Source organism: Streptomyces sp. NPDC007164, from assembly GCF_040634135.1.
GTDB lineage: Bacteria > Actinomycetota > Actinomycetes > Streptomycetales > Streptomycetaceae > Streptomyces > Streptomyces sanglieri.
In genome coordinates, this window is record NZ_JBEYFB010000004.1 from 105,898 (window position 1) to 132,153 (window position 26,256).

General features: G+C 72.8%; 15 protein-coding genes. 3 read left to right on the plus strand and 12 right to left on the minus strand.

Annotated features, from left to right (window positions below; all coding sequences use genetic code 11):
* From ABZ622_RS09190 to ABZ622_RS09200, 3 genes are all read right to left on the minus strand, one after another.
* Positions 1–2,799 (minus strand): DEAD/DEAH box helicase (locus ABZ622_RS09190; protein WP_360541734.1); only part of this gene is annotated, 2,799 nt, incomplete at its 3' end.
* An 84-nt stretch (positions 2,800–2,883) separates the two neighbouring features.
* Positions 2,884–6,405, minus strand: a complete 3,522-nt coding sequence (locus tag ABZ622_RS09195) for an ATP-dependent DNA helicase (RefSeq protein ID WP_360541735.1) — start codon at positions 6,403–6,405, stop codon at positions 2,884–2,886.
* A 536-nt stretch (positions 6,406–6,941) separates the two neighbouring features.
* Positions 6,942–7,361, minus strand: a complete 420-nt coding sequence (locus ABZ622_RS09200; protein ID WP_277426098.1) for an MGMT family protein — start codon at positions 7,359–7,361, stop codon at positions 6,942–6,944.
* A 221-nt stretch (positions 7,362–7,582) separates the two neighbouring features.
* Between ABZ622_RS09200 and ABZ622_RS09205 the strand changes: the two genes are divergently transcribed.
* The 3 genes from ABZ622_RS09205 (at position 7,583) to ABZ622_RS09215 (ending at position 14,044) form a co-directional block, all read left to right on the plus strand.
* Complete coding sequence (locus ABZ622_RS09205) at positions 7,583–10,447, plus strand: lysylphosphatidylglycerol synthase transmembrane domain-containing protein (protein ID WP_360541736.1); 2,865 nt, start codon at positions 7,583–7,585, stop codon at positions 10,445–10,447.
* Positions 10,448–10,730: 283 nt separating this feature from the next.
* On the plus strand, positions 10,731–12,323 hold the full coding sequence (locus tag ABZ622_RS09210; protein WP_360541737.1) for an alpha/beta hydrolase: 1,593 nt from the start codon (positions 10,731–10,733) through the stop codon (positions 12,321–12,323).
* A gap of 140 nt (positions 12,324–12,463) precedes the next feature.
* Complete coding sequence (locus ABZ622_RS09215) at positions 12,464–14,044, plus strand: alpha/beta hydrolase (protein ID WP_360541738.1); 1,581 nt, start codon at positions 12,464–12,466, stop codon at positions 14,042–14,044.
* 75 nt (positions 14,045–14,119) lie between these two features.
* Here the strand turns inward: ABZ622_RS09215 and moeZ are convergent, their stop codons facing one another.
* The 9 genes from moeZ to ABZ622_RS09260 all read right to left on the minus strand — a co-directional run bounded on the left by moeZ (position 14,120) and on the right by ABZ622_RS09260 (position 26,149).
* The gene (gene moeZ / locus ABZ622_RS09220; RefSeq protein WP_259928779.1) at positions 14,120–15,298 is read right to left on the minus strand and encodes an adenylyltransferase/sulfurtransferase MoeZ; all 1,179 of its coding nucleotides are present in this window, start codon (positions 15,296–15,298) and stop codon (positions 14,120–14,122) included.
* An 85-nt stretch (positions 15,299–15,383) separates the two neighbouring features.
* The gene (locus tag ABZ622_RS09225) at positions 15,384–16,214 is read right to left on the minus strand and encodes a spherulation-specific family 4 protein (protein WP_360541739.1); all 831 of its coding nucleotides are present in this window, start codon (positions 16,212–16,214) and stop codon (positions 15,384–15,386) included.
* Positions 16,202–17,167: an NAD-dependent epimerase/dehydratase family protein gene (locus ABZ622_RS09230; protein WP_124716526.1), complete on the minus strand. Its 966-nt coding sequence runs from the start codon at positions 17,165–17,167 to the stop codon at positions 16,202–16,204. The genes ABZ622_RS09225 and ABZ622_RS09230 overlap by 13 nt, the downstream gene beginning before the upstream one ends.
* Before the next feature lie 148 nt (positions 17,168–17,315).
* Positions 17,316–18,761, minus strand: a complete 1,446-nt coding sequence (locus ABZ622_RS09235) for a hypothetical protein (RefSeq protein ID WP_360541740.1) — start codon at positions 18,759–18,761, stop codon at positions 17,316–17,318.
* A gap of 106 nt (positions 18,762–18,867) precedes the next feature.
* The gene (locus ABZ622_RS09240) at positions 18,868–20,688 is read right to left on the minus strand and encodes a glycosyltransferase (RefSeq protein WP_360541741.1); all 1,821 of its coding nucleotides are present in this window, start codon (positions 20,686–20,688) and stop codon (positions 18,868–18,870) included.
* Between the two features lie 190 nt (positions 20,689–20,878).
* A complete protein-coding gene (locus ABZ622_RS09245; protein ID WP_360541742.1) occupies positions 20,879–22,456 on the minus strand; it encodes an ABC transporter ATP-binding protein in 1,578 nt (525 codons plus the stop codon).
* A complete protein-coding gene (locus tag ABZ622_RS09250) occupies positions 22,453–23,442 on the minus strand; it encodes an ABC transporter permease (RefSeq protein ID WP_360541743.1) in 990 nt (329 codons plus the stop codon). The genes ABZ622_RS09245 and ABZ622_RS09250 overlap by 4 nt, the downstream gene beginning before the upstream one ends.
* Positions 23,439–24,422 (minus strand): ABC transporter permease, encoded by a 984-nt coding sequence (locus tag ABZ622_RS09255; protein WP_360541744.1) that lies wholly within the window; start codon positions 24,420–24,422, stop codon positions 23,439–23,441. The genes ABZ622_RS09250 and ABZ622_RS09255 overlap by 4 nt, the downstream gene beginning before the upstream one ends.
* A gap of 2 nt (positions 24,423–24,424) precedes the next feature.
* A complete protein-coding gene (locus ABZ622_RS09260) occupies positions 24,425–26,149 on the minus strand; it encodes an ABC transporter substrate-binding protein (protein ID WP_360541745.1) in 1,725 nt (574 codons plus the stop codon).
* Positions 26,150–26,256: the final 107 nt, after the last annotated feature.

A 26,256-nucleotide genomic window follows, 5' to 3' on the forward strand; every position in this document is an offset into this window, starting at 1 on the left:
GAGCGCGGGAGCGGGGAGCGCGGGAGCGGGGAGCGCGGGAGCGGGGAGCGCGGGAGCGGGGAGCGCGGGAGCGGGGAGCGCGGGAGCGGGGAGCGCGGGAGCGGGGAGCGCTGGGAGCGTGGGGGGCTTCGTCGACAGCGTGTCCCAGTCCGCGGCCCCGACGCCGGCCTCGTCGGGGAACGGGGCGTCGTGCCCGTCGTCGAAGGGCTCGACGTACGGCTCGTCGTACGGCTCCGGGGCATCGGGCATCGCCTCGTACGCGTCCGGCACGCCCCCCGCCGTGGCCAGGGCCTCCAGGTGTGCCAGCACCGTGTCCGCGGCGGCTCGGCGGCGGGTCAGCGCGGTGTCGTCGAGAGGGAGCGGCCACGCCCGGTCGGCGGACTGCCCGTCGTCGAGCGCCGGGTTCTCCTCGTCCTCCGCCGGCTCGTCGGCCCAGACCTCGATCTCGCCGTGTCCGGCCGCGCAGTGCTCGTACAGCGCGTGCAGGAAGCCGGACGGGCCGCGCGGCTTCTTCTGGGACGGGCCCCACCAGTGGCCGGAGCCGAGCAGCAGGGTGCGGGGTCTGGTGAAGGTGACGTATCCCAGGCGGAGCTCCTCGGTGTGCTGGTGCTCCTTCATCTCCTCCTTGAACGCCTTGAGTCCCTTGGCGTCCCAGGAATGAACGTCGGGGAGGGTCGCCCGGTCCCCGCGCAGGGCGTGCGGGAGGACCTTCGACTGGGCGGTCCAGGCGTCACGGGACTGGCCGCTGGGGAACTGGCCGGCGACCAGGCCGGGCACGGCGACGACGTCCCACTCCAGGCCCTTGGACTTGTGGGCGGTGAGGACCTTGACGGTGTTCTCACCGCCGGGCAGGGCGTTGTCCAGGCCCTTCTCGTACTGGACGGCGGTGCGCAGGAAGCCGAGGAAGGCGAGGAGGGTGGCATCGCCGTCGACGGAGGCGAAACGGGCCGCGACGTCAAGGAAGTTGGCGAGGGTCTCGCGGCGGCGGGCGGCCAGGGCCTGCGGCGACGCGGAGAGCTCGACCTCAAGACCGGTGGTGGCCAGGACCCGGTGCAGCACGTCCATCAGCGGGTCGGCCAGCGCGCGGCGCAGGTCGCGCAGTTCGGCGGCGAGGCGGGCGAAGCGGATGCGGGCCTCGGCCGAGAACGGAAGCCCGTCGTCCTCCTCGCCGCCCGATTCGAGGAAGGTGTCCAGCGCGTCGGCGAGCGAGATCACTTCGGCCGGGTCGATGCCCTCGACGGCCTCGGCGAGCCGGCGGTCGGGGTCGAAGTCCTCGTCGTCGCCGTGGGCCGCACGGTGGACGAGGAGCCGGGCCCGGCGGCCGAGCAGGGCCAGGTCACGGGGTCCGATCCGCCAGCGGGGGCCGGTGAGCAGCCGGACCAGGGAGGCGTTGGCGCCGGGGTCCTGGAGCACCTCGCAGACCGCGACCAGGTCGGCGACCTCGGGCAGGTGCAGCAGCCCGGACAGGCCGACGACCTCCACCGGGATGTCGCGGGCCACCAGCGCGGCCTGGATCTGGGGGAAATCGCCCGCGGTGCGGCACAGGACGGCGATCTCGCCGGGTGCCTTGCCGGTCCGCACCAGGTGGGCGATCGAGTCGGCGAGCCAGTCGATCTCCTCGGTATGGGTGCGGAGCAGCGCGCAGCGGACGATGCCGTCGCGCTCGGCGCCGGGGGCGGGGCGCAGCGCCTCGACGCCCTCGTGCATGGCGCGCAGGGGTTCGGCGAGGCCGTTGGCCAGGTGCAGGAGCCGGCCGCCGCTGCGGCGGTTCTCACTGAGGGAGTAGCGGGTGGCGGGGGTGCCGTCGGTGTGCGGGAAGTGCAGCGGGAAGTCGTCGAGGTTGGCCACGGAGGCTCCGCGCCATCCGTAGATCGCCTGGCAGGGGTCGCCGACGGCGGTGACGGCGTGCCCGGTCCGGCCCCCGGGGCCGCTGCCGAAGAGGGCGGAGAGCAGCAGCCGCTGGGCGACGGAGGTGTCCTGGTACTCGTCGAGCAGCACCACCCGGAATTCGTCGCGCAGGATCGCGCCGACCTCGGGGCGGGTGAGCGCCAGCTCGGCGGAGAGCGCGATCTGGTCGCCGAAGTCGAGGAGGTCGCGGCTCTTCTTGGCCTCGCGGTAGCGCCGGGTCAGCTGGAGCAGTTCGCGGCGGGCCTCGGCGGTCTCGGGGATCCGGCGCAGCTCGGCGTTGCTGAGCCGGGCCGATTCGAGCGCGGCCAGGAGGCCGGTGTCGTACTCGGCGAGCTGCTCGGGGCGTACGAGGTGCTCGGCGAGCTCGGCATCGAGCGCCAGCAGGTCGCTGACGAGAGTGGGGAACGACCTGGTCAGGGCCGGGTACGGGCCGGGGGCCTCGCGCAGCACGCGGGCGGCGAGCTGGTAGCGGGTGGCGTCCGCGAGGAGGCGGGTGGTGGGTTCGAGTCCGATGCGCAGCCCGTGCTCGGTCAGGAGTCGGCCGGCGAACGCGTGGTACGTGGAGATGCTGGGCTCGCCCGGGGGGTTGTCCGGGTCGATGGCGTCGGGATCGGTGACCCCGGCCGCGATGAGGGCCCTGCGGACGCGCTCGGCGAGCTCACCGGCGGCCTTGTTGGTGAACGTCAGCCCGAGGACCTGCTCCGGGGCGACCTGGCCGGTGCCCACCAGCCACACCACGCGGGCCGCCATCACCGTGGTCTTCCCCGACCCGGCTCCGGCCACGATCACCTGCGGGGCGGGCGGCGCGGTGATGCAGGCCGTCTGCTCCGGGGTGAACGGGATCCCGAGGAGCTCCTTGAGCTGCTCGGGATCGGTGATAGGTGAGGACACCCCAGAAAGGCTAACCGGACGCACCGACAACCGGCGGTGCCGAAGAGCCTCCGCCCCCGTTCACCCGCTCTCCCGATCACCCGCTCACTCCAGGACGTGACGGCCCTCCGGCTGGGCGCTGCACGAGGCCCGGAAGGCGCAGTGCGTGCAGTGCTGACCGGTGGTGGGGGTGAAGCGTTCGTCCAGGACCCGGCCGGCGGCGGTGGCCAGCAGGTCGGAGACCCATTCACCGGCGAGCGGTTCCTGCGCCTGCACCTTGGGCAGGGCGTCTCCGCCCTCCTTCTTGGGGGCGGGCTGGCGCAGTTGTACGAGTTCGGCGCCGCCGGGCTCGGGGCGCCTGCCGTCGAAGACGTCGTCGACCGCGCCTTCCCGGACGGCCATCTGGTACACGGCGAGCTGGGGGTGGCGGGCGACCTCGTCCTTGGTCGGGGACTGTTTGCCGGTCTTGAAGTCGACGACGTAGGCCCGGCCCTCGGTGTCCTGTTCGACGCGGTCCATGGAGCCCCGGATGCGCACCTGGTACTCCCCCGCCCCCAGCGTCACGTCGAAGTCGTGCTCGCTCGCGGCGGGGGTGCGGGCGGTGCGGTCCATGACGTGCCAGCGCAGGAAGCGTTCGAGGGCGGCGCGGGCCTGTTCCTTCTCCTGCCGGGACTTCCAGGGGGCGTCGAAGACGAGCCCGTCCCAGACCGAGTCCAGCCGCTCCATCAGGACGGCGAGATCCGCCGGGGTGCGTCCGGAGGCCACTTCGTCGGCGAGTACGTGGACCACGTTGCCGAAGCCCTGCGCGGCCGTCGCCGGGGCGTCCGCCTTCACCTCGCGGCCCAGGAACCACTGGAGCGCGCAGGTGTTGGCGAGCTGGTCGAGCGCACTGCCGGAGAGCGCCACCGGCTGGTCCCGGTCGCGGAGCGGGACGGCGGAGCGGGTCGGTTCGTACAGGCCCCACCAGCGGTAGGGATGGGCGGCGGGTACGAGCGGCTGGCCCTCGTCGTCGGTGAGCGCGGCGAGCCGGGCGAGGCGGCGGGCGGCCTCCTCGCGCAGGGCGTCGGAGGCTTCGGGGTCGACGGTGGTGGCTCGGAGTTCGGCGACCAGCGCGGCGACGGCGAGCGGGCGGCGGGGCCGGCCGGTGACGTCGCGCGGCTCGGCGCCCAGCTCGGTGAGGAAGCGGGACGGCTGGTCGCCGTCGTCGGCGGGTGCCTTGACCGCGGTGACGACGAGGCGTTCGCGGGCGCGGGTCGCCGCGACGTAGAAGAGCCGGCGTTCCTCGGCGAGGAGGGCGCCGGGGGTGAGCGGTTCGGCCAGGCCGTCGCGGCCGATCCGGTCCGCCTCCAGCAGCGAACCGCGGCGGCGCAGGTCCGGCCAGAGCCCCTCCTGCACGCCCGCGACGACGACAAGACGCCACTGAAGGCCCTTGGAACGGTGCGCGGTCATCAGCCGTACGGCGTCGGGGCGCACCGTGCGCCGGGAGAGGGTGTCGGCGGCGATGTCCTGGGCGTCGACCTCCTCCAGGAAGTTGAGCGCCCCTCGCCCGCCGGTGCGTTCCTCGGCGCGGGCCGCGGTGTCGAAGAGCGCGCAGACGGCGTCGAGATCGCGGTCGGCGTTGCGGCCGCCCGCGCCGCCGCGCAGCGCGGCGCGCTCCAGCCGGCCCGGCCACGGGGTGCCGGACCACAGTGCCCACAGGGCCTCCTCCGCGGTACCGCCGCCTTCGAGGAGTTCGCGCGCCTTGCGCAGCAGCGCGCCGAGGCGCTGGGCGCCGCGGGCGTACGCCGGATCGTGCGCGACGAGCCGTTCGGGCTCGGCGAGCGCCCGCGCCAGCAGGTCGCCGGAGGGCGCCGGCACTCGGTTCCCGGCGGCCCGCTCCTCGTCGCGCAGGGCCCGGCCGAGGCGGCGCAGGTCGGCTGCGTCCATGGAGCCGAGGGGGGAGGCGAGCAGGGCCAGGGCGGTCTCGGTGTCCAGCCAGGAGGACGCCTCCGGGTCCGGCGCAATGTCCGTGTCCTCTGCCGCGGTGTCCTCTGCGTCGGTTGCCGCGGTGCTCTCTGCTGCGGTGGCTTCCGCCTCCGCGTCCCGCGCGTTCTCCGAGCCCGCCGTGTCCTCCGCCCCCGCCACGCTCTCCGCGCACTCCGCTGCCGGAGCCTCGTCCGCGTCCCGCGACGCCGGAGCCTCCTCCGCGCCCGGCGCACCCGGGCGCAGGGCCGCGGTCGCGACCGTGCGCAGGGCGGTCAGGAGCGGGGCCACGGCCGGTTCATGGCGCAGGGGAAGGTCGTCGCCGTCGACCTCCAGGGGCACGCCCGCCGACGTCAGGGCACGGCGCAGCGAGGGGAGTGTGCGGCCGCCGGCCCGTACGAGCACCGCCATCTCGTTCCACGGGACGCCGTCCTCCAGATGCGCCCGGCGCAGCAGATCGGCGATGTTCTCCAGCTCGGTGGACGCGGTCGGGTAGGTGTACGCCTCCACGCTGCCGCCCTCGCGGACCGAGGCCAGTTCGCGGTGGGCACGGACCTTGGCCGCGGGCAGCCGGGTCAGCGGCATCCGGCGGGTGAGCAGCCGGGTGGCGGCCAGCAGCTGTCCGCCGGAACGCCGCGAGGTGGTGAGCACGCCGACCGGGGCCGGGGCGCCGTCCGCCCGCCGGAACGTCTCCGGGAAGTCGAGGATGCCGTTCACATCGGCGCCCCGGAACGCGTAGATCGACTGGTCCGGGTCACCGAAGGCGATCAGGTCCCGGCCGCCCCCCGCGCCCGGGGCACTCCCCCGATTGCCGGCCAGCGCGTGCAGCAGCCGTACCTGCGCCGGGTCCGTGTCCTGGTACTCGTCGACGAACACCGCGTCGTACTGCCCCGCGAGCAGCGCCGACACCTCCGGGCGCTCCGCGAGCAGCACGGCCCGGTGCACCAGTTCCGCGTAGTCCAGCACCCCCTGCGCGTCCAGCACGTCGAGGTACTCGGCCAGGAACTCGGCGGCGGCGCCCCAGTCGGGCCGGCCGGTGCGGCGGGCGAAGGCGGCCAGCGCGTCCGGGCCCAGGCCCAGCTCGCGGCTGCGGGCCAGCACCGCTCGTACCTCGTCGGCGAAGCCGCGCGTGGTCAGGCAGGCCCGCAGCTCGTCGGGCCAGCGGATGTGCGCGAAGCCGTCCCGCTCCAGTTCGAGCTGGCCGGCGAGCAGGTCGCGGACGGTGACGTCCTGCTCCGGACCGGAGAGCAGCCGCATCGGTTCGGCGAAGAGGTCGGCGTCCTGGTGGGCGCGGACCAGCGCGTAACAGAAGGAGTGGAACGTGGTGGCCTGCGGTCCGCGGGCGGCGCCCAGCCGGGCGGCCATCCGGTCGCGCAGCTCCACTGCGGCCTTGCGGCTGAAGGTGAGGACCAGGACGCGGGCCGGGTCGCCGCCCCGTGCGATGCGTGCGGCGACCGCCTCGACGAGCGTGGTCGTCTTGCCGGTGCCGGGGCCGGCGAGGACCAGGAGCGGTCCGCCGGAGTGATCAACCACGGCGCGTTGTGCTGCGTCCAGGAGAGGAGGGTCCACGGAGCCCGGCGGAGTACGCACCAGCCGGTACGCGCCCGCGGCCCGCTGCCGTGTCTGGCGGCGCGGACTGTGCCGGGTGAAGGAGGAGGAGCTCACGTGGTTCGCCGGTCCTGGTGGGTGTGCTGATGCCGAGGGTGCGGTGCGTGCCGCGAACTTACGAAGCTACGCCAGCGCGGGCGCGATCCGGGACGGGAGCGCTGCGTGCCTCGTCACGTTCCGGGGCGCGAATGCCTTCGCGGGGCGGCTCCGGGGCGCGGATGTGGTCATGGGTCGGGTCCGGGGCGCGAATGCCTTCGCGGGGCGGCTCCGGGGCGCGGATGTGGTCGTGGGTCGGGTCCGGAGTACGGATGTGGTCGTGGGTCGGCTCCGGAGTACGGACACCGTCACGGGCCCGGTCCCGTGCCGCGTGGCGGGTGCTGCCGAGCTCCTCCGCGCCGCCGGGCTCCCTCGCCCCGCTGTGTTCCACTCCGCCGAGCTCCTCCGCGCCGCAGTGTTCCGCGTCACGGTGTTCCGCCGCGCGATTCGCCTGCCGGGTCCCGTCATGCCGTACGCCACGGCCCCCGGAAAGGGCCACTTCCCGCACTCCGTACGGCCCCGGCGCCGCCCGCTGTGCCGCCGGATGGCCGAAGCTGTCAGGTGTGAGCACCTCCGCCCTTGTCCCGGTCCGCGCCGCCGCCCGCGGTGACGCCGTCCCACCGCGCCCGCTTCATGTCGAGGCGCGGCAGATGGCCCTCCACGACGCGCGACGCCTCGCGCAGCGGGGTGCCCTCCGCGCGGTACTGGTCCAGCGCCCGCAGTTCGTGGCCGGGGAGCAGCGCCCCGTCGGCGCGCACCACGCGCCACCACGGCACCGCGGCCCCGTACAGCGACATGACCCGGCCGACCTGGCGCGGCCCGCCCTCGCCCAGCCACTCGGCGACGTCGCCGTACGTCATGACGCGGCCGGGCGGGATCAGGTCGGCGACGTCGAGGACCCGCTCCGCGTACTCCGGCAGTGCGTGGCTCATCGGATCGCCGCCCGCCCCGTCGCCGCTCGTCCGGTGTTGGCTCATCCGCCCCATCCTGCCGTACGCCACCGACACCCCGGCCCGGTCCGTGTGCGCCTGATCACAGGGCGTGCGCGCGGGAGCAAAGGAGCGTATCTTGCGCTTCGCGTATCCGTGCAGTGCACCCTGATGCCTCCCTCCGTCGCCGGGCCGTGCCACCATCGTGCGGGCGGTGACCGGTGATACGAGAACACGAAGACCAATCAGAGGCGACGAAGGAGCAGGGCGTGCAGCCACCGAAGGCGGCGGACGCCCCTGACGCCGAGCCCCACCCGGACGAGCCCCCCGCACCCGCCAAGAAGTCCGGTGCCGGCCGGGAGGAGACCGGGGAAACCCCCGGTCGACTGACCGGCTCGACGCTCTCGACCGCCGCGGAGGAGCAGGCCGAGCGCGTCTCGGGCGACGAACCGCTGCTCCCCGCCCGGGTGCACCGCCCCTCCGATCTCATGCGGCTCCTCATCGGAGTCCTGGCGATCGTCGTCCTGTTCTCGATCGCCGCGTTCGCCCACGGCACGACGACCGGTCTCGAACAGGACATCAACAAAGGCACCGGTCAGGCGCCCGACGTCCTGATCAAGATGGCGGGCCTGGTCTCCAGCATCGCCGTGCTGCTGGTCCCGGTCGCCTTCGCCATCGAGCGGCTGATCAAACGCGACGGGCTGCGGATCGCCGACGGGGTGCTCGCCGCCGTACTGGCACACGGCGTCACGCTCGCCGCAGACCTCTGGGTCGCCAAGTCCGCCCCCGGCACCATCCAGGACGCCCTGACCCAGCCGCAGCCGGGTGACGCGCTCACCGACCCGGTACACGGCTATCTCGCGCCGGTGATCGCGTACATGACGGCGGTCGGCATGGCGAGACGGCCGCGCTGGCGGGTCGTGCTGTGGGTGGTGCTGCTGCTCGACGCGTTCGCGATGCTGGTCGGCGGCTACACGACCCCGTTCTCGATCGTCCTCACCGTGCTGATCGGCTGGACCGTCGCGTACGGCACGCTGTACGCGGTCGGCTCGCCGAACGTGCGGCCGACCGGTCAGCATCTGATGGCCGGTCTGCGCCATGTCGGCTTCCGCCCGGTCAGCGCGATGCGCGCCGACGACGCCCCGGACTCGGGCGACCAGAGCGACCGGGGACGCCGCTATCTGGTCTCCCTGGAGGACGGGCCACCGCTCGATGTCACGGTCGTCGACCGTGAGCAGCAGGCCCACGGCTTCTTCTACCGGGTGTGGCGCAGGCTCACTCTGCGCGGCATCACCCAGCGCCGCTCCATCCAGTCGCTGCGCCAGGCCCTGGAGCAGGAGGCGCTGCTCGCCTACGCGGCGATCGCCGCCGGGGCCAACGCGCCCAAGCTGATCGCCACGTCCGAGCTCGGCCCCGACGCCGTGATGCTGGTGTACGAGCACATCGGCGGCCGTTCGCTGGACGCGCTGGAGGACGCGGAGATCACCGACGAGCTGCTGCACGGTGCCTGGCGTCAGGTGAAGGCGCTCCAGTCGCGGCGGATCGCGCACCGCAGGCTCACCGGCGACGCCATCCTGGTGGATCGTTCCGGCAAGGTGTTCGTCACCGATCTGCGCGGCGGCGAGATCGCGGCCGGTGATCTGGTGCTGCGGATGGACGTCGCCCAGCTGCTGACCACGACCGGTCTGCGGGTGGGTGCCGAGCGGGCCGTCGCCGGTGCGCTGGCGGTGCTCGGACCCGATGCCGTCGCTGACTGCCTGCCACTGCTCCAGCCGATCGCGCTGAGCCGCTCCACCCGCGCGACGCTGCGCCGGCTCGCCCGGGAGCGCTCGCAGCGGGAGCGCGAAGCGGTGCTGGAGGCTTCGGACGCGGCCAAGCGGGCCAGGACGCACGAACACACGACGGCGTCCGGGACACCGGCCGGAACGACCGCAACCGACGCGATCACCGACCACGGGACCGGCCGCGAGACCGATGCCAGGACAGATCACAGGGCCGACCTCAGAACCGATCAGGGGGCCGGCCAGAAGACCGAGCGCAAGGCCGACCGCAAGACGCTCCGCAACCAGAAGCAGGCCGAGAAGCGCGCCCTGGACGACGCCCTGGAAGGGGCCCGCGAGGAGGACCTGCTCTCCCAGATGCGGCAGCAGGTGCTGCTGATCCGCCCCCAGGCCCCGGTCGAACCGGTGCGGCTGGAACGCATCAAGGCCCGCACCCTGCTCAGCTGCATCGCCGGTGCGATCGCCGCGTACTTCCTCATCTCCCAGGTCACCCAGGCCGACTTCGGAACCGTCGTCGAGCAGGCGGAATGGGGCTGGGTGGCGGCCGCGGTCGGCTTCTCCGCCCTCACTTACGTGGCGGCGGCGATGAGCCTGCTGGGCTTCGTGCCCGAGCGGGTGTCGTTCGGCAGGACGGTGCTGGCCCAGGTCGCCGGCTCCTTCGTGAAGATCGTCGCCCCTGCCGCGGTCGGCGGCGTGGCGCTGAACACCCGCTTCCTCCAGCGGGCCGGGGTACGTCCGGGGCTCGCCGTGGCGAGTGTCGGCGCCTCGCAGCTGTTCGGCCTCGGCTGCCACATCCTGCTGCTGGCGGCCTTCGGCTATCTGACCGGTACGGAGAAGACCCCGTCCTCGCTCACCCCGTCCAGGACGGTGATCGCCGGACTGCTGACCGTCGCCGTGCTGGTGCTGGTGGTGACGGCGGTCCCGTTCCTGCGGAAGTTCGTGGTGACCCGGGTGCGGTCGCTGTTCGCCGGAGTCGTGCCGCGCATGCTCGACGTGGTGCAGCGGCCGCAGAAGCTGCTGACCGGCATCGGCGGAATGCTGCTGCTGACCGGCCTGTTCGTGATGTGTCTGGACGCTTCGGTACGGGCGTTCAGCGGTCCCGACGTGCCGCATCTCAGCTACGCCAGCATCGCGGTGGTCTTCCTCGCCGGCAACGCGCTGGGATCGGCGGCGCCCACCCCGGGCGGAATGGGCGCGGTCGAGGGCGCGCTGACGCTGGGTCTGATCGCGGTCGGCCTGCCGAAGGAGGTCGCGGCGCCCGCCGTGGTGCTGTACCGCCTGCTGACGCTCTGGCTGCCGGTGCTTCCCGGCTGGCTCTGCTTCACCCGTCTGACCCGCCGGGGCGAGCTCTGACGGACGGCCGGGGCAAACGCTGACTGACGGCCGGGGCGAGCCCCGACGGACCGCCGAGGCGAGCGCCGACAGACCGCCGGAACGTGCTCCGGCCGACGGGCAAGGGCGAGCCCTGACAGACCACCGGAGCAAGCCCCGACGACCCGCCGATACCGGTACTGACTCCCCCTCAGCCGCCATACGGGGCGGCCCGCAAGGCCAGTCGGGGGACGGCCGGGGGGTCCGCCACCCGCTTGGACCGGTGCCCCGTGCAGCGACCGGGTTCCCACCGCACCATGGGGCCATGAGGACCTCCCCCGCCCTGCGTGCCGCCGCACTGGCCGCCGCCGTCACCGTGCTCCTGCCCATCACCGCCTGCTCGCAGAGCGGCGACAAGGAAGGCCCGGACGGGCCGCTCGCGGCGAATGCCGCCGAGGCGAGCAGCTCCGGCGGCCTCGCTTCCCAGAAGCTGACGTGGAAGCCTTGTCCCGCCCCCTCCGCGGCACAGGGCGGCGGAAAGGCGCCGACCCCGCTGCCCGGCGACACCCCCTGGGAGTGCTCGTTCATGAGGGCCCCGCTCGACTACGCGAAGCCCGGGGGCGGGACGATCGAGCTGGCCCTGATCCGGGCCAGGGCCAAGAGCCAGGACAAGCGGATCGGTTCCCTCATCTTCAACTTCGGCGGCCCCGGCGCCTCCGGCGTCGCCACCCTGCCCGCCTTCGGCAGCGACTACGACAAGCTCCGCGCCGGCTACGACCTGGTCAGCTTCGACCCGCGCGGCGTGGGCCGCAGCGACGGCGTGGAGTGCGAGAGCGACAAGCAGCTCGACGCCCGTTTCGAGACCGACGGCACCCCGGACACCAGCGCCGAGGTGGACGCCTTCGTCAAGGACACCAAGACGTTCGCGCAGGCCTGCGAGAAGAACTCCGGCAAGCAGCTCCCCTACGTCGGCACCACCGACGCCGCCCGCGACATGGATCTGATGCGCCAGGTGCTCGGCGACAAGAAGCTGTACTACTTCGGCATCTCGTACGGCACCGAACTGGGCGGTGTCTACGCCCACTTGTTCCCGAAGAACGTCGGCAGGTCGGTGCTGGACGCGGTGGTCGACCCGACGCAGAACAACGAGCAGTCCTCGCTCGGCCAGGCCAAGGGCTTCCAGCTCGCGCTGGACAACTTCACCCAGGACTGCGCCGACCGCGGTGACGAGTGCAAACTTCCCGGTTCCTCCTCGAAGGAGGTCGAGCAGGGGATCGCCGACCTGCTCGCGAAACTGGAGAAGAAGCCGATCCAGGGGCTCGGTTCGCGTCAGCTGACCCAGACGCTCGCGACCACCGGCATCGCCGCCGCCCTCTACTCCAAGCAGACCTGGTCGCTGCTGGAGCAGGGGCTGGACGAGGCCGACGGCGGCAACGGGGCGCTGCTCCTCGCCCTCGCCGACTCGCTGAACGGCCGTTCCGACAACGGTCAGTACGACAACTCGATGGCCGCCAACACCGCGATCAACTGCGCCGACTCCAAGCAGCGGTTCACCGCGGACCAGACCGAGGCCAAGCTCCCCGAGTTCCGCTCCGCCTCGAACATCTTCGGCGACTACCTGGGCTGGTCCCTGATGGCCTGCACCGGCTGGCCGGTGAAGGGCGCCTGGGAGACCCCCGACGTCAGCGCCCCGGGCGCGGCCCCCATCCTCGTCATCGGCAACACCGGCGACCCGGCGACGCCGTACAAAGGTGCCAAGGCGATGGCCGACGCGCTGGGCGAGGGTGTCGGCGTGAAGATGACGTACAAGGGTCAGGGCCACGGCGCGTACAACAGCGGCAACGCCTGTGTGCAGAAGGAAGTGGGCGGCTACCTGCTGGACGGCAAGGTCCCGGCGGCCGGAACCGTCTGCAAGTAGCGCTGTGCGCCAGGACGGAACCGTCTGCAAGTAGCTCTGCGCGCCGGGCGGAACCCCTAACATGAGCGGACTTTCTGTACGTCGCAGGTACGGGCACATCTGTACGTCGTGAGTACAGGCACATCGGGGAGGACGCACACGTGGTCGCACACGCACGCGCCGGGGCTCTGGCCGGCGCCGCACTTCTGCTGACGGGGCTGCTCGCCGGCTGCGGCGGGAGCACGGACGACAAGCCGGCCGGGGGAACGGACCGCGATCCCGCGTCCTCGGCCGGCCGTCCGTCCACCGAGCCGAGCGGGCAGCCGGGCACTCCCCGGCTGCCCGCCTCCCTCACCTCCCAGCGGCTGGACTGGAAGCGCTGCGAGGCCCGCGCGGGCGAGAGCGCACCCGGTTCCGAGTGGCGCTGCTCGACGGCCCGGGTGCCGCTGGACTACGCGAAGCCCGACGGCGAGACGATCGGGATCGCGCTGATCCGCAAGAAGGCCGGGAACACGGGCCGGCGCCTCGGCTCGATGCTGTTCAACTTCGGCGGCCCCGGCGGCTCGGGCGTATCGATACTGCCGCGCGCCGCCCGGTCGTACGACAACCTCAACTCCCGCTACGACCTGGTGGGCTTCGACCCGCGCGGGGTCGCCGGCAGCGAAGGGGTGAGCTGCCGCACCGACAAGGAGCAGGAGACCGCCTACCGGAAGGTCGACATGACCCCGGACACGGCGGCCGAGGAGACGGCGTTCATGAAGGACGGCGCGGACTTCGGCGCCGGTTGCGAGCGCCGCTCCGGGAAGGTCCTGCCCTACGTCGGCACGACGAACGCCGCCCGGGACATGGACCTGATCCGCGCGGTGCTCGGCGACAAGAAGCTCACGTACTTCGGGATGTCGTACGGCACCGAGCTCGGCGGCACCTACGCGCACCTCTTCCCCGCGAACGTCGGACGCACCGTGCTGGACGCCGTCGTCGACCCGACCGCGGACACCATCGGGCACGCCCGCAACCAGGCGACCGGCTTCCAGCGGGCGCTGGAGAACTACCTCAAGGACCGCGGCCAGGACCCGAAGGCGGGCACCCGACGAATCACCCGGCTGCTGGAGCGGATCGACAAGAAGCCGCTGCCGACCACCTCGGGCCGCGAGCTCAACGAGTCGCTGGCCGTCACCGGCATCGTCATGCCGCTCTACTCCAAGAGCAACTGGCCGTATCTGACCCGGGCGCTGGACGAGGCGGAAACGCGCGGCACCGGGAACATGCTGCTCGAACTGGCCGACTCGTACAACGGGCGGGACGAGAAGGGGCACTACGACACCCAGAACCATTCGCAGCGCGCCATCTCCTGCGCGGACAGCAAGCTCCGGCCGACGGCGGACGAGGCCAGGGCACTGCTGCCGGAGTTCCGGAAGCTGTCGCCGGTGTTCGGCCCGTTCCTGGCGTGGGACACGGCCGGCTGGTGCGCGCAGTGGCCGGTGGAGGGTGAGCACGACACCCCCGAGACGAGCGCTCCGGGCGCCGGTCCGGTCCTGGCCGTCGGGACGACCGGTGACCCCGCGACGCCGTACGAGGGTGCCCGGAAGATGGCGGACGAGCTGGGCAAGGGCGTGGGCGTCCTGCTCACCAACAAGGGCGAGGGGCACGGCGCGTACGGCGGGAACTCCTGCGTGACCTCGGCCGTGGACGCGTACTTCCTGGACGGGATGGTCCCGGAGGACGGTAAGACCTGCTCGTAACCCCGGTCCGGGGGCTCGAACGACGAAGGGGCCGGTCCGCGGTTGCGGACCGGCCCTTTCGAAGCGTTCGTGCTCCTAGTAGACCGGCTTCTCGGGCTCGATCTGGTTGACCCAGCCGATCACGCCGCCGCCCACGTGCACCGCGTCGGCGAAGCCCGCCGACTTGAGGACCGCGAGGACCTCGGCGCTGCGGACGCCCGTCTTGCAGTGCAGGACGATGCGCTTGTCCTGCGGGAGGTCCTGGAGGGCGCTGCCCATCAGGAACTCGTTCTTCGGGATCAGCTTCGCGCCCGGGATCGAGACGATCTCGTACTCGTTCGGCTCACGGACGTCGATGATCTCGATCTTCTCGTCCGCGTCGATCCACTCCTTGAGCTGCTTGGGAGTGATCGTGGAGCCGAGCGCCGCCTCCTGGGCCTCCTCGGACACGACGCCGCAGAAGGCCTCGTAGTCGATGAGCTCGGTGACGGTGGGGTTCTCGCCGCAGACCGCGCAGTCGGGGTCCTTGCGGACCTTGACCTGGCGGTACTGCATCTCCAGGGCGTCGTAGATCATCAGCCGGCCGACCAGCGGGTCGCCGATGCCGGCGAGCAGCTTGATGGCCTCGGTGACCTGGATGGAGCCGACGGACGCGCAGAGCACGCCCAGCACGCCGCCCTCGGCGCAGGACGGAACCATGCCCGGCGGGGGCGGCTCCGGGTAGAGGCAGCGGTAGCAGGGGCCGTGCTCGGACCAGAAGACGGATGCCTGGCCGTCGAACCGGTAGATCGAGCCCCAGATGTACGGCTTGTTCAGCAGTACGGCCGCGTCGTTGACCAGATAGCGGGTGGCGAAGTTGTCCGTGCCGTCCACGATCAGGTCGTACTGGGCGAAGATGTCCATCACGTTGTCGGCTTCGAGCCGCTCCTCGTGAAGGATCACGTTCACGTACGGGTTGATGCCCAGCACCGAGTCCTTGGCGGACTCGGCCTTGGAGCGCCCGATGTCGGACTGACTGTGGATGATCTGGCGCTGCAGGTTCGACTCGTCGACCTCGTCGAACTCCACGATGCCGAGCGTGCCGACACCGGCCGCGGCCAGGTACATCAGGGCCGGCGACCCGAGACCGCCGGCGCCCACACAGAGCACCTTCGCGTTCTTCAGCCGCTTCTGTCCGTCCATCCCGACATCCGGGATGATCAGGTGGCGGGAGTACCTGCGGACCTCGTCGACGGTGAGCTCAGCAGCTGGCTCGACCAGGGGTGGCAGCGACACAGGAACCTCAACAATGCAGGTGGTCGGTTTCTACGTACTTCGACTACGTACGGTTGTTCTTCCGGTAACACTGCCACGCCCCTTCTCATTCCGAGATACCAGGTCCGATCCGCGAGACAATTTCGTCCCAGTACCTGGGCAGCGCCGCGAATGGATCGGTTTGTCCCTGCTGATCGTCTCGATCCGTGAAGAAGATCGTGCCCGCTCCCTGCCAGCGGGCGATGCGCATGGCCTCGTCGAGGTGGGTGCGCGGAACGCCGTGGACGAAGTGCGCGAACCGCTCCGGCGGATACGAGGCGGTCCACTCCGCCACCTGCGACCAGCGGTAGTCCGTCCACGGTCCGCAGAAGGTGACCAGCTGGTCGGCGGCCTCGGCGTAGCCGGGGTGCGGGTGGGTGCCGAGACCGAGCACCAACTGCCCGCTCCCCTCCCCGTACGGCGGCTCGCCGTGCTCCAGGAGCGTGGCGAGCGTGGCGGTGAGACGGCGCACCGCCGGGAGCTCGGGGCGCCCGGCCGGGCAGCGGCCGAGATAGAAGCCGTCGACGCGGTACCAGTCGAGGAACGACTGCGCGTCGGCGATCAGTTCCCCGAAGGAGCGGCTGCCGAAGGCCAGATCGAGATGGCCGAGCAGCCGGCCGCCCGTCGCGCGGGCCGAGTCCCGCGGGTCCTCGCCGTGCACGGCCCGCTCCCGCGCGTTGCGGAGCCGGCCCGCGGCCTCCAGGCAGTGCGGATCGGGGCGGGCCCCGGGGCCATTGTCGATGTTGAGGACGGCCCAGTGCAGCGGGGTTCCGGGGCGGGCCAGCTCGGCCCATTCGGTCGGGGCGAGCAGCGGATGCGCGTAGCCGGGCACGCCGAAGCCGAGCTGTTCGGCGCCGCCGGTCCGGCGGGCCGTTCCGGTGCTGGTCAGATACGGCACGCCGCCTCCATCCAGATGTCGGCGAGGGACTCCTCCAGATTGATCCGGGGGCGCCAGCCGAGCCGGTCCCTGGCGGTGCGGACGTCGGCCTGCTGCCAGGCGCCGCAGCCGTCCGGATAGGGGGACGGGGTCGCCGAGAGGTGCTCGATGACCGACTCGGTCGAGGTGCGCGGGGCGCCGATGGGCAGCCGGGGCGGGGGCGCGTCGAGCTCATGGAGCGCGCCGGCGTATCCGGCGACCCTGGCGAGTACGGCGGCCGCGTCCCGCAGGCGCACGGCGCGGCCGGTGCCGATGTTGACGACGCCCTGGGCGGCGGAGAGCGAGGCGGCGTGCACGGCGCGGGCGACATCGCGTACGTCCACGAAGTCGCGCTGCACGCCGAGGCCGCTGAGCTTCAGCTCGCCGTCGCCGGACTGCATGGCCCGGCGCATCGCCTCGGCGAGCCTGCCGAGCGGGGATCCGGCCGGGGTGCCCGGACCGACCGGGGAGAAGACCCGCAGCACGACCGCGTCGAGGCCGGAGCCGAGGACGAGTTCGGTGGCGGCGAGCTTGCTGACGCCGTACGGGCCGCCGGGGCGCGGGACGGCGTCCTCGGCGGTGGACGAGCCGGGCTGCGAGGGCCCGTACTCCGAGGAGCAGCCGACCTGGACGAGCCGGGCCGTGCAGCCGCTGCGCCGCATCGCCTCGCAGACCGTGGCGACGGCGACGGTGTTGTGGCGGGTGAGGTCGCGGGCCCCGCCGCGGGTGGCGCCCGCGCAGTTGACGACCACTCCGGGGTGGACGGCGTCCAGGAAGCGGGTCAGCGCTCCGGGGCTGCCGCTGGCGAGGTCGAACCGTACGTCGGCGTCGTCGCCGCGGCCGAGCGCCGTGAGGTGCACGGCGGGGTCGGCGAGCAGGCGGTCGGCCACGAACCGGCCGAGGAATCCGTTGGCTCCGAGCAGCAGCACCCTCATCGCGCGCCCCCTCGGCGCCGACGGCGAGCTGCCGGTGAAGGGGATTGGGGGGTCATGTCCGGTGTCTCCTTGAGAAGTGAGGTGCGGTTGGGCAATGACCCGCGGCGTCGGCTCCGCGGGGCGTGCGATGGCAGTGGTACGGCTGTGGTTACGCGACGGCCGGGCCTTCGTAGACCGGCCGGGCGGTGGTGTGGGCGGACGCCCGGGAGAGGACGACGGTGGCTGCGACAAGCAGCCCGAGCGCGGCTCCTCCGCACGCGATGGCGGGTACGGATCCGGTGCCGGACGTCATGACGAGAAGGTCGAGGGGGCGGGCGAGGAAGTGCAGACCGGGCAGCCGCCCGGCCAGGACCAGCGCGGGGGCCAGCGCCTCGGCCGCACAGGCGAAGGCGAGTCCGCCGACCGCGAGCTCGGGGAACCCGTGCACGGTCAGCAGCCGGGCCAGCAGGAGCAGCACCCCGAGCGCGGCCGCCCCGGCGAACGCTCCGCCGCCCCCGTACCCCAGGTGCGCGAGGTACAGCAGACCGGCGAGGGCGCAAAGATGTAGCGCGACCGCCCCGAACAGCAGGGGGCGCACGCCCGCGGCGAACTCCTCCAGCGCGCGGCTGCCGATGAGTCTGCGCTGCGCGTGTACGGAGAAGAGGTGGGCGCACCAGGTGGCCGGGGCGAGCGCGAGGGCCAGGCCCAGCAGCGGTGCGGGAGTGATGTGCCAGGGGCCGTCGGGGCCGCCGCTGAGCACCTGGCCGAGCAGCGGTTCGCCGTACAGGACGTAGCCGAGGAGCCAGCAGACGTACACCCGGGCGGCGCCCGAGGAGCGGCCCCCGGCGTGCAGGGGGCCGCTGCGCAGCGCGAGCGCGAGCCCGACGACGGCGAGGAGCGCCCCGGCCAGGGCGATGGTGAGCCGGGTCCGGCCGTCGAGCGTTCCCTCGGTGAGCCTGAGTGCGCCGGCGGTCGCGACGCAGGCGGCGCCCGGCAGCAGCGCGCGGAGCGACCAGGCGGCGCGGGTCGCGATGTCGCGCTCCGGCGCTTCGGGGCCGGGCGCGGGGTCCTTGGCCACGCCGGGTACCCGTGCGAACAGTTCCTCGGCGAGCGAGAAGACGTCGCGGTGCCGGTAGCGGGCGGCGGTGCGGTCGGTGACGCCATGGGCTTCGAGCCCGGCGGCGACCTCCAGCGGATCGACGGCCCGCTCGCACAGCTCGCGGTGCCGGTGCATCAGTGACTTCACCGGGTCGGCGGGGCCACGGCGCGAGGCACCGGGCCGGCGCGCGGATGCGGTGCGGGCGATCTCGGGGGCGCGGGCGGGCGCCCCGGAAGGACCGGCGGCGCCCGCCGGGTCCGCCGGGTCCGCCGGGTCCACCGGGTCCCGCCGCGGCTCCGCATCCTGCCGCAGCTCCGGATCCTGCCGCGGCTCCGGTTTCGGCTGCGGCTCCGGTCCCCGCTGCGGTACCGGATCCTGCCGCAGTTCCGGTTCCGGCTCCGGCTCCGGCTCCCCGGCGGCGGGCGGTCCGGAGACCAGGGCCCGGGAGCGGAGGTCCCAGCTTCCGCCGGTGCTCGGTGCGGCGGGTGCGTCGGACACCTCGGTCGGGCGGCCCATGGTGGTTCCTCCGTGATCGTCGTCGGCCGCTTCGGACCGCTCCGGTCCGCCGCGTCCCGGCCCGGCCGGCTCCTGTCCCTGCCCCGGCTCCTGTCCCTGCCCCTGTTCACGCATCGCCGCCACCCGCTCCCCGCGCTCCCGCGCAGACGGTCCGGGGGCCGGCGGCGGCCCAGCTGGGCGTGTGGCCGGCCGGGGCGGCGCCCGGGGCCGGCCACGGGCCCAGGACGTGCGCCTCGGGCGGGGTGGCGAACGGACGCGGTCCGCCGTCGGTGTCCACCGCTTCGGCCTCCCTGCGCACCGGGGCGTGCGAGATCAGCTCCAGGTAAATGCCGCGAAATGCCGCGAGGTTCTGTTCGACGGTGAAGAGTTCGAGTGCGCGGGCGCGCGCCGCCGCCCCGAGCCGTGCACGGCGCTCGGGGTCCCGCAGCAGCGCGAGACAGGCGTCGGCCAGCGCCCGGGGGTTGCGCGGGGGCACCACGAGTCCGGTGCCGCCGATGACCTCGACGACCGCTCCGACGTCCGTGGACACGGTGGCCCGGCCACAGAACATCGCCTCGACGAGACCGGTCGGAAAGCCCTCCATCACGCTGGAGAGAACGACGACCCCGCCCGCCGCGTAGGCGTCCGGGAGTTCGGGCACCTCGGCCCCGCCGATGTCCTCGAAGGAGACCGGGTTGTCGCCGACGGCGTGCGCGTCCGTGGCCTCGTCGGGGAAGAGCTGGGCGGCGAGCGCCCGGCAGTGCGCGAGGTAGGTGGCGCCTGCCGGGCCCGGTGCCGGGGCGCCGATGATCCTCAGCCGGGTGTCCGGCTCGTCCTTCCGTACCTCCGCGAAGGCGTGCAGCAGCGCGATCAGGTCCTTGGCGGGCTCGACCCGGCCGACCCAGACCAGGGTGTCGTCGGGGCCGCTGTCGCCGCTCTCCCCCAGCGCCGCGAAGCGCTCGGACTCCATGCCGGGGTGGACGGTGCGCAGCTTCTCCCGCTCGGCGCCGCACCTCTCCTGCCAGCGGCGGACGTGGGTGTTGCCCGGTGTGACGACGGCGGCCTGCCGGTACACCTCGGTGGCGAGCCGCCCGTGGAAGCCGGCGAGCAGGGCGCGCACCGGCGCGTTCAGCTCGGCGCCGGTCGCCGCGAGGTAGTGCGCCCGCAGGTGCACGCCGTGCTCGGTGACCAGCAGCGGCACCCCGAAGAAGCGTTTGGCCAGCAGACCCGGCAGAGCGGCGCCACCGGACGTCGCGTGACAGAGGTCGACCGCGCCGAGGCCCTCCTCGTCGTACCAGTCGAACGAGAGCGGGCGGAGCACCCGGTCCAGCTCCCGGGCGAAGGCGAGGAGGTCGGGGACGGTGGCGGTCTGGACGGTGCGCCCGGTGCCGGGGGCGCGGCAGGCCGCTTCGAGCACCCGCACAGCGGTCTCGGAGCGGAGGGCGGCGGTGAGCCCGCCGCGTTCACGGGCGAGTTCGGCGAGACCGTACAGGCCCTGGGTGAACCGCGCGTCCGCGGCCACGGACGTACGCCCATCGCCGCCCGACCCGCCGGCGCCCGCTTCCCCGCCCGCGGCGTCGTCCTCGCCGCCCGCCGCGCCCGCCGCGCAGACCGAGGCCGCGAGAGCCGTGAAGTGGGCCGTGAAGCGCTGCCGTTCGCGCCGTCCGTACGGGCGGGCGTGGCCGCCGGTCACCATCCGGGCGAGCAGCCTTCTGGGGGCCCGGGTGCCCGGCACGTCCTCGTCGGCCGTCCAGAGCGGCGCCGTCCGCACCCGGCCGACCTGGATCGGGAGCGGCACCCAGCCCCGCTCCTCCTGTTCGGCGGAGCGGCTCAGCGCGAAGAGATCGAACTCGTGCTGGGCGAGCCCGCGCACCAGGCGGTCGCACCAGAGCCCGGACTCACCGTTCGCATACGGGTATCCACCGTCGGTGAGCAGTCCGATCCGCACGAGTACACCCCCGATCTCCCTTGTGGGCGGCCGCCGTTGGAATGGCGGCTCACAGCGGGACGACCGTAAGCGGATACGCCGGTGGCGCGACGGACGGTTGTCCGTCGCGCCACCGAAAGGGGTGAACCGTCGTAACTTTCCCACCCCGATGGCGTTCTGTCGCGCTATGGGAGTGAACGGTCACTCAGGGTCAGGCAGCGGCCAGCTCCTTGCGGGCCGCGCGGCGCACCGCCGCGAGCGCCGGATCGAGCGCGGGAACGGCCGCCAGCAGTTGCTTGGTGTACGGGTCCCGCGGGTCGCCGTACACCTGGTCCACCTCGCCCTCCTCCACGATCCGGCCCTGCCGCATGACGGCGACCCGGTCGCTGACCTGCCGTACGACGGCGAGGTCGTGCGCGATGAAGACCAGGGCGAGGCCCAGCTCCCGCTGGAGTTCCGCGAGCAGGGCGGTCACCTGGGCCTGGGTCGTCACGTCGAGCGCGGAGACCGCCTCGTCGCAGACGATCAGCTCCGGCTCGGCGGCCAGTGCCCGCGCGATTCCGACGCGCTGGCGCTGTCCGCCGCTGAACTCGTGCGGGTAGCGGTCGTAGCTGTCCGGGTCGAGCCCGACCCGGGTCAGCAGGTCCCGCACCCGCGCCCTGATCGCGGCCCCGTCGCGCTGCCCGGAGGCGCGCAGCGGGTCCGCGACCGACTCACCGATGGAGCGGCGGGGGTTCAGGGAGGAGACGGGGTCCTGGAAGACCATCTGCACCCGGGCGTCGCGGGTGAGCCGCCCCGAGGTGGGCTCCAGCAGTCCGACGAGCATCCGCCCGAGGGTGGTCTTGCCGCTGCCGCTCTCCCCGACGACGCCGAGGGTCTCGCCGCGCCGGACGGCGAGGGAGACCCCGTCGACGGCGGCGAGGGCGGACTTCCCCCTGCCGAACACCTGCCGGACGTCGACGGCCTCGACGAGCACCTCGCCGTCGTCCGCCGCCGTATCGGACGGGACGCGCGGCTCCGTCACCCGGGGCACCGCGGACAGCAGCGCCTTCGTGTAGGGCTCGCGCGGTGCCACCAGCACCTCGCGCACCGGCCCCCGCTCCACCGCCCGGCCCGACTGCATGACCAGCACCTCGTCGACCGACTCCGCCGCCACGCCCACGTCGTGGGTGACCAGCAGCAGCCCCATGCCCGTCTCGCGGCGCAGATCGTGGAGCAGGTCCAGGATCTGCGCCTGGACGGTGACGTCCAGGGCGGTCGTCGGCTCGTCGGCGATGAGCAGCTGGGGCTCGCAGGCCAGCGCCATGGCGATCAGTGCCCGCTGGCGCATTCCGCCGGAGAACTCGTGCGGCCTCGACCGGGAGCGCCGTGCCGCGTCGGGAATCCCGACCCGGTCCAGCACCTCCACCGCCCGCGCCCGCGCCGCCCGGCGGGAGGCCCGGTTGTGCACCCGGTACACCTCGGCGATCTGGTCGCCGACCGCGTAGTACGGGTCCAGCGAGGACAGCGGGTCCTGGAAGACCATCGCGGCCCTGGCGCCGCGCAGCGCCCGCAGTTCCGCGTCGTCCGCGGCGCTCACGTCCACCCCGGCGACCCGGATGGAGCCGCCGACCTTCGCGCCGGTCCCCCGGTGCAGTCCGAGCAGGGCGTACGCCGAGGCGCTCTTGCCGGAGCCGGACTCGCCGACCACGCCGAGGGCGCCGCCCGCCTCCAGCGAGAACGACAGCCCGTCCACGGCCCGTACGTCGCCGAACGAGATCGAGAGATCGGAGACTTCGACCAGGCTCATGCCAGTACCACCCGTCGGTCGGCCATCGCCTGGAGAATGTCCGCGACGGCATTGGCGAGGACCACGAAGAATCCGGTGACCAGCACCAGTCCGACGACCACCGGGAGGTCCACGTGCTTCACGGCGTCGACGAGTTCACGGCCGACGCCCGGAATCCCGAAGAGCGACTCGGTGAGGACGGCGCCGCCGAACATCGAGCCGATGTCGAGTGCGCCGAGCGCGATCACCGGCGCCAGCGCACCGCGCAGCGCGTGCCGCCCGACGAGCGCCCGCTCACTGACCCCGTACGCCCTGAAGGTGCGCACATGGTCCTCGGCCAGGGTCTCCATCATGGAGGCCCGGGTCATCCGGGCGTACGGGGCCGCGGACACCAGGGCCAGTGAGATCCAGGGCAGCAGCAGGTTCCAGGCCCACTGCTCGGGGTCCTCGGTGAGCGGTACGTAGTCCGGGAACGGCAGGATCTGGAGCGCCGTCACCAGGACGATGATCAGCAGCAGTCCGATGACGAACACCGGGGTCGCCATGCCCGCCAGGGTGATCCAGGTGAGGATGCGCTCGGTCGGCCGGCCGCGCCGCCACACCGAGAGCAGTCCGGTGCCGACGCCGAGCAGCATCCACAGCACGAAGGCGCCGACGGCGAGCGAGGCGGTGGCCGGGAGCTTGGCCAGGATCAGCTCGGTGACCTGCTGGTCGCTCTGGTACGAGAGCCCCAGGCAGGGGGCCTGGCAGTGCAGCACCCCGGTGCCGGTCGAGTAGTCGTGACCGGCGAAGAGCCCCTGGAGGAAGTGCCAGTACTGCATGTACAGCGGGTCGCCCAGGTGCAGTTGTTCACTGACCTGCGCCACCTGTGCGGGCGAGCAGCGCGGACCGCAGGCGATCTGCGCGACATTGCCGGGGGCCACGTAGAAGGCGGCGTAGACGACGACGCTGAGGGCGAGCAGCACGAAGAGTGCCCCGCCGAGGCGTCTGAGCAGGAACCACTTCACGCGTCGGCCTCCTTCTTCCGTCCGGTGCCGATCCGCAGCCGGGACTCGGCGCGCGGGTCGAGTGCGGTGCGTACGCCCTCGCCGAGGACGGTCAGCGCCAGCACGGTGACGAAGAGCAGCAGGGCGGGGATCAGCAGATAGGTGGGTGCCGCCTGGTACCAGGTGTCGGCGTCGCTGAGCATCTGTCCCCAGGACGGCGTGGGCGGCTTGATGCCGACGCCGAGGAAGGACAGGGCCGCCTCGACGACGATGTTGGACGGGAAGAGCAGCACCGCGTAGGTGATGATGGGGGCGGCGAGGGCGGGCAGCAGTTCGCGCCTGGCGATCTGCCAGGAGCCCCAGCCGCTGAGCCGGGCTGCGGCGACGTGGTCGCGGGATTTCAGCGAGAGCGTCTGGGCGCGCACGATCTTCGATGTTCCGGACCAGCCGACCAGGCCGATGATCACCGCGATCAGGACCGGGCGGGGGAAGCTGGTGGGTACGACGGCGAGCGCGCCGAGCGCGGTCACCATGACGGGCAGCGCGACCACGACGTCGGTGACCCGGCTGAGCGCCTGGTCGACGAAGCGGTTGCCGAGCCCGGCCGCGAGCCCGATGCCGACGCCGATGATCACCTGGAGCAGGGTGGCGCCGAGCGCGACGCCGAGCGAGACCCGGGCGCCGTACACGATGCGGGCGAACAGGTCGCGTCCGGTGAGCGGTTCGACGCCGAGCCAGTGCTCGGCGCTGATCCCGCCGAAGGAGCCGATGGGCACCCCGCCGGAGGCGGAGTCGACGAGATCCGGGTGGTACGTGGTGGGGTCCTGGCCCTCGATGCCCGCGAGCAGCGGGGCGGCGAGCGCGGCCAGGACCAGCAGGGCGACGATCGCGGCCGCCACGAGGGCCGAGCGCCGGGCGCGCAGCCGCCGCCAGAACGGATGGGCCCCGGAGGCGGGGACCTTCACGGCCCCCGCCTCCTCGACCGGAAGTGCTTCTGCCATGACTACTTGACCGCGACCTGCGAGATGTCGAGCACGCCGGTCCAGTCGCTGATCACGACGTTCTTGACGGACTCGCCGTACAGACGCTTGTAGACCGGGTGGAACAGCGGCACGGTCAGTGCCTGCTCACCGACCTTCTTGTCGAGCGCGCCCCAGCGCTTCGCGGCGGCGTCCAGGTCGGTCAGCTTGTTGATCTCGTCGATCTCCTTGTTGACCGCGGGGTCGTTCAGCTGACCGGAGTTGAAGTTGTAGCCGGACTTGACGATCTGGCGCCCGTCGAAGATCGGCGCGAAGAACGGGCCGCCGGACGGCCAGTCGGCGCCCCAGCCGCCGAGGAAGAAGCCGGGCTCGCTCTTCAGGTTGTAGACCGTGTCGGAGTAGTCGTTGCTCTCCAGTCCCTGGAGCTTGACGGTGATGCCGGCCTTCTTCAGCGCCTCCTGGAGCGCGGTGGCGATCTCCGGGCTGGTGGCGAAGTCCTTGTCGTTGGAGTGGGTGAGGGTGACGGTCAGCCCCTTGGGGTAGCCGGCCTCCTTCAGCAGCTCCTTGGCCTTGGCCGGGTCGCCGTTCTTGCCGGCCGGGAAGTGGTCGTACGGCGTGTAGCCGAAGGCCGCCTGGTCGGGCAGGAAGGTGGTGGCGGGCTCGGCGAGCGAGGAGCCGCCGGCCGCGTTGACCACGGAGGAGCGGTCGACAGCGTACGAGATCGCCTGGCGCACCTTCGGGTTGTCGAAGGGCTTCACCTTCGGGTTGAAGGCGATGTAGTTGGTGTAGCCGAAGTGGCCGGTGCCGACGCGGGAAGCGAGCTTCTTGTCGCCGGTGACCTTGGCCAGCTCGGCCGGGCCCAGGTTGGTGTCGGTGGTGACGGCGGCGGCGTCCGCGCCCTGCGAGGCGGACAGCCGCTGGTTGATGACGGCGGAGTCGAGCCCGGAGCGCACGTCGATCCGGTCGGGGTACGCCTTGCGCTCCTCGTCGGTCGACGCCGACCAGTGCGGGTTGCGCTCCAGGACCAGACGCTCGCCGTCACCCTCGTTCTTGACGACCTTGTACGGGCCCGAGGAGATCGGGTGCTCCTCGTACTTGGTGCCGTTGTCCTTGGCCTTGGGCACCGGGGTGGTCTGGGTCTGGGTGGCCAGGAAGGGGAATTCGCCCTCCGGCTTGTTGAGGTGGAAGACGATCGTCTTCGCGTCGGGCGTCTCGATCGAGTCGAGGCCCTTCTTGTCCTTGTACGGGCCCTGGTAGTCGGCGCCGCCGATCAGCCAGTCGCGCAGGTAGGGCGCACCGCCGGAGAGCTCGGCGGCGAAGGAGCGCTCGATGCCGTACTTGATGTCGGCACTGGTGATCGCGGTGCCGTCCTCGTACTTCAGGCCGTCCTTGAGGGTGTACGTCCACACGGTGGCGTTCTTGCTGGGCGTGCCCAGGTCGGTCGCGAGGTCGGGGACGACCTTCGCGCCGGCGGCGCCGTCCTCCCGGTTGCGGGTGGTAAGCGTGCGGAAGACCAGGGACGGGACGTTGCCGCCGCCGGAGGTGTAGAGCCGCGCGGGGTCGAAGTCCTCCTGCGGCTTGCTGTTGAGGACGGTGAGCGTGCCGCCCTTCTGCGGCTTGCCCGCCGCGCCGGAGCTGCCGTCGCCGCCCTTGTTGTCCTCGGGTCCGCAGGCCGCGGCACCCGCCGCCACGACGAGTACTGCGGTGGCCGCGGCCACGCGGCGCGATATGACGGACGGTTGACGCATCGGAAGATGACCTCTCGGGTGTACTGCCTGGAGAAAACGGGACGGAATGGTTCCGTGCAGGCAGCGACGAGAGCGAGTGCACACAGCCGGTCGATGGGTGGAGAAGG

Coding starts and splice junctions, on each gene's coding strand:
- ABZ622_RS09200 (WP_277426098.1), bottom strand. CDS start 7,361: ATGAGCCAACACCGGACGAGCGGCGACGGGGCGGGCGGCGATCCGATG.
- ABZ622_RS09210 (WP_360541737.1), top strand. CDS start 10,731: ATGAGGACCTCCCCCGCCCTGCGTGCCGCCGCACTGGCCGCCGCCGTC.
- ABZ622_RS09230 (WP_124716526.1), bottom strand. CDS start 17,167: ATGAGGGTGCTGCTGCTCGGAGCCAACGGATTCCTCGGCCGGTTCGTG.
- ABZ622_RS09235 (WP_360541740.1), bottom strand. CDS start 18,761: ATGGGCCGCCCGACCGAGGTGTCCGACGCACCCGCCGCACCGAGCACC.
- ABZ622_RS09245 (WP_360541742.1), bottom strand. CDS start 22,456: ATGAGCCTGGTCGAAGTCTCCGATCTCTCGATCTCGTTCGGCGACGTA.
- ABZ622_RS09255 (WP_360541744.1), bottom strand. CDS start 24,422: ATGGCAGAAGCACTTCCGGTCGAGGAGGCGGGGGCCGTGAAGGTCCCC.
- ABZ622_RS09260 (WP_360541745.1), bottom strand. CDS start 26,149: ATGCGTCAACCGTCCGTCATATCGCGCCGCGTGGCCGCGGCCACCGCA.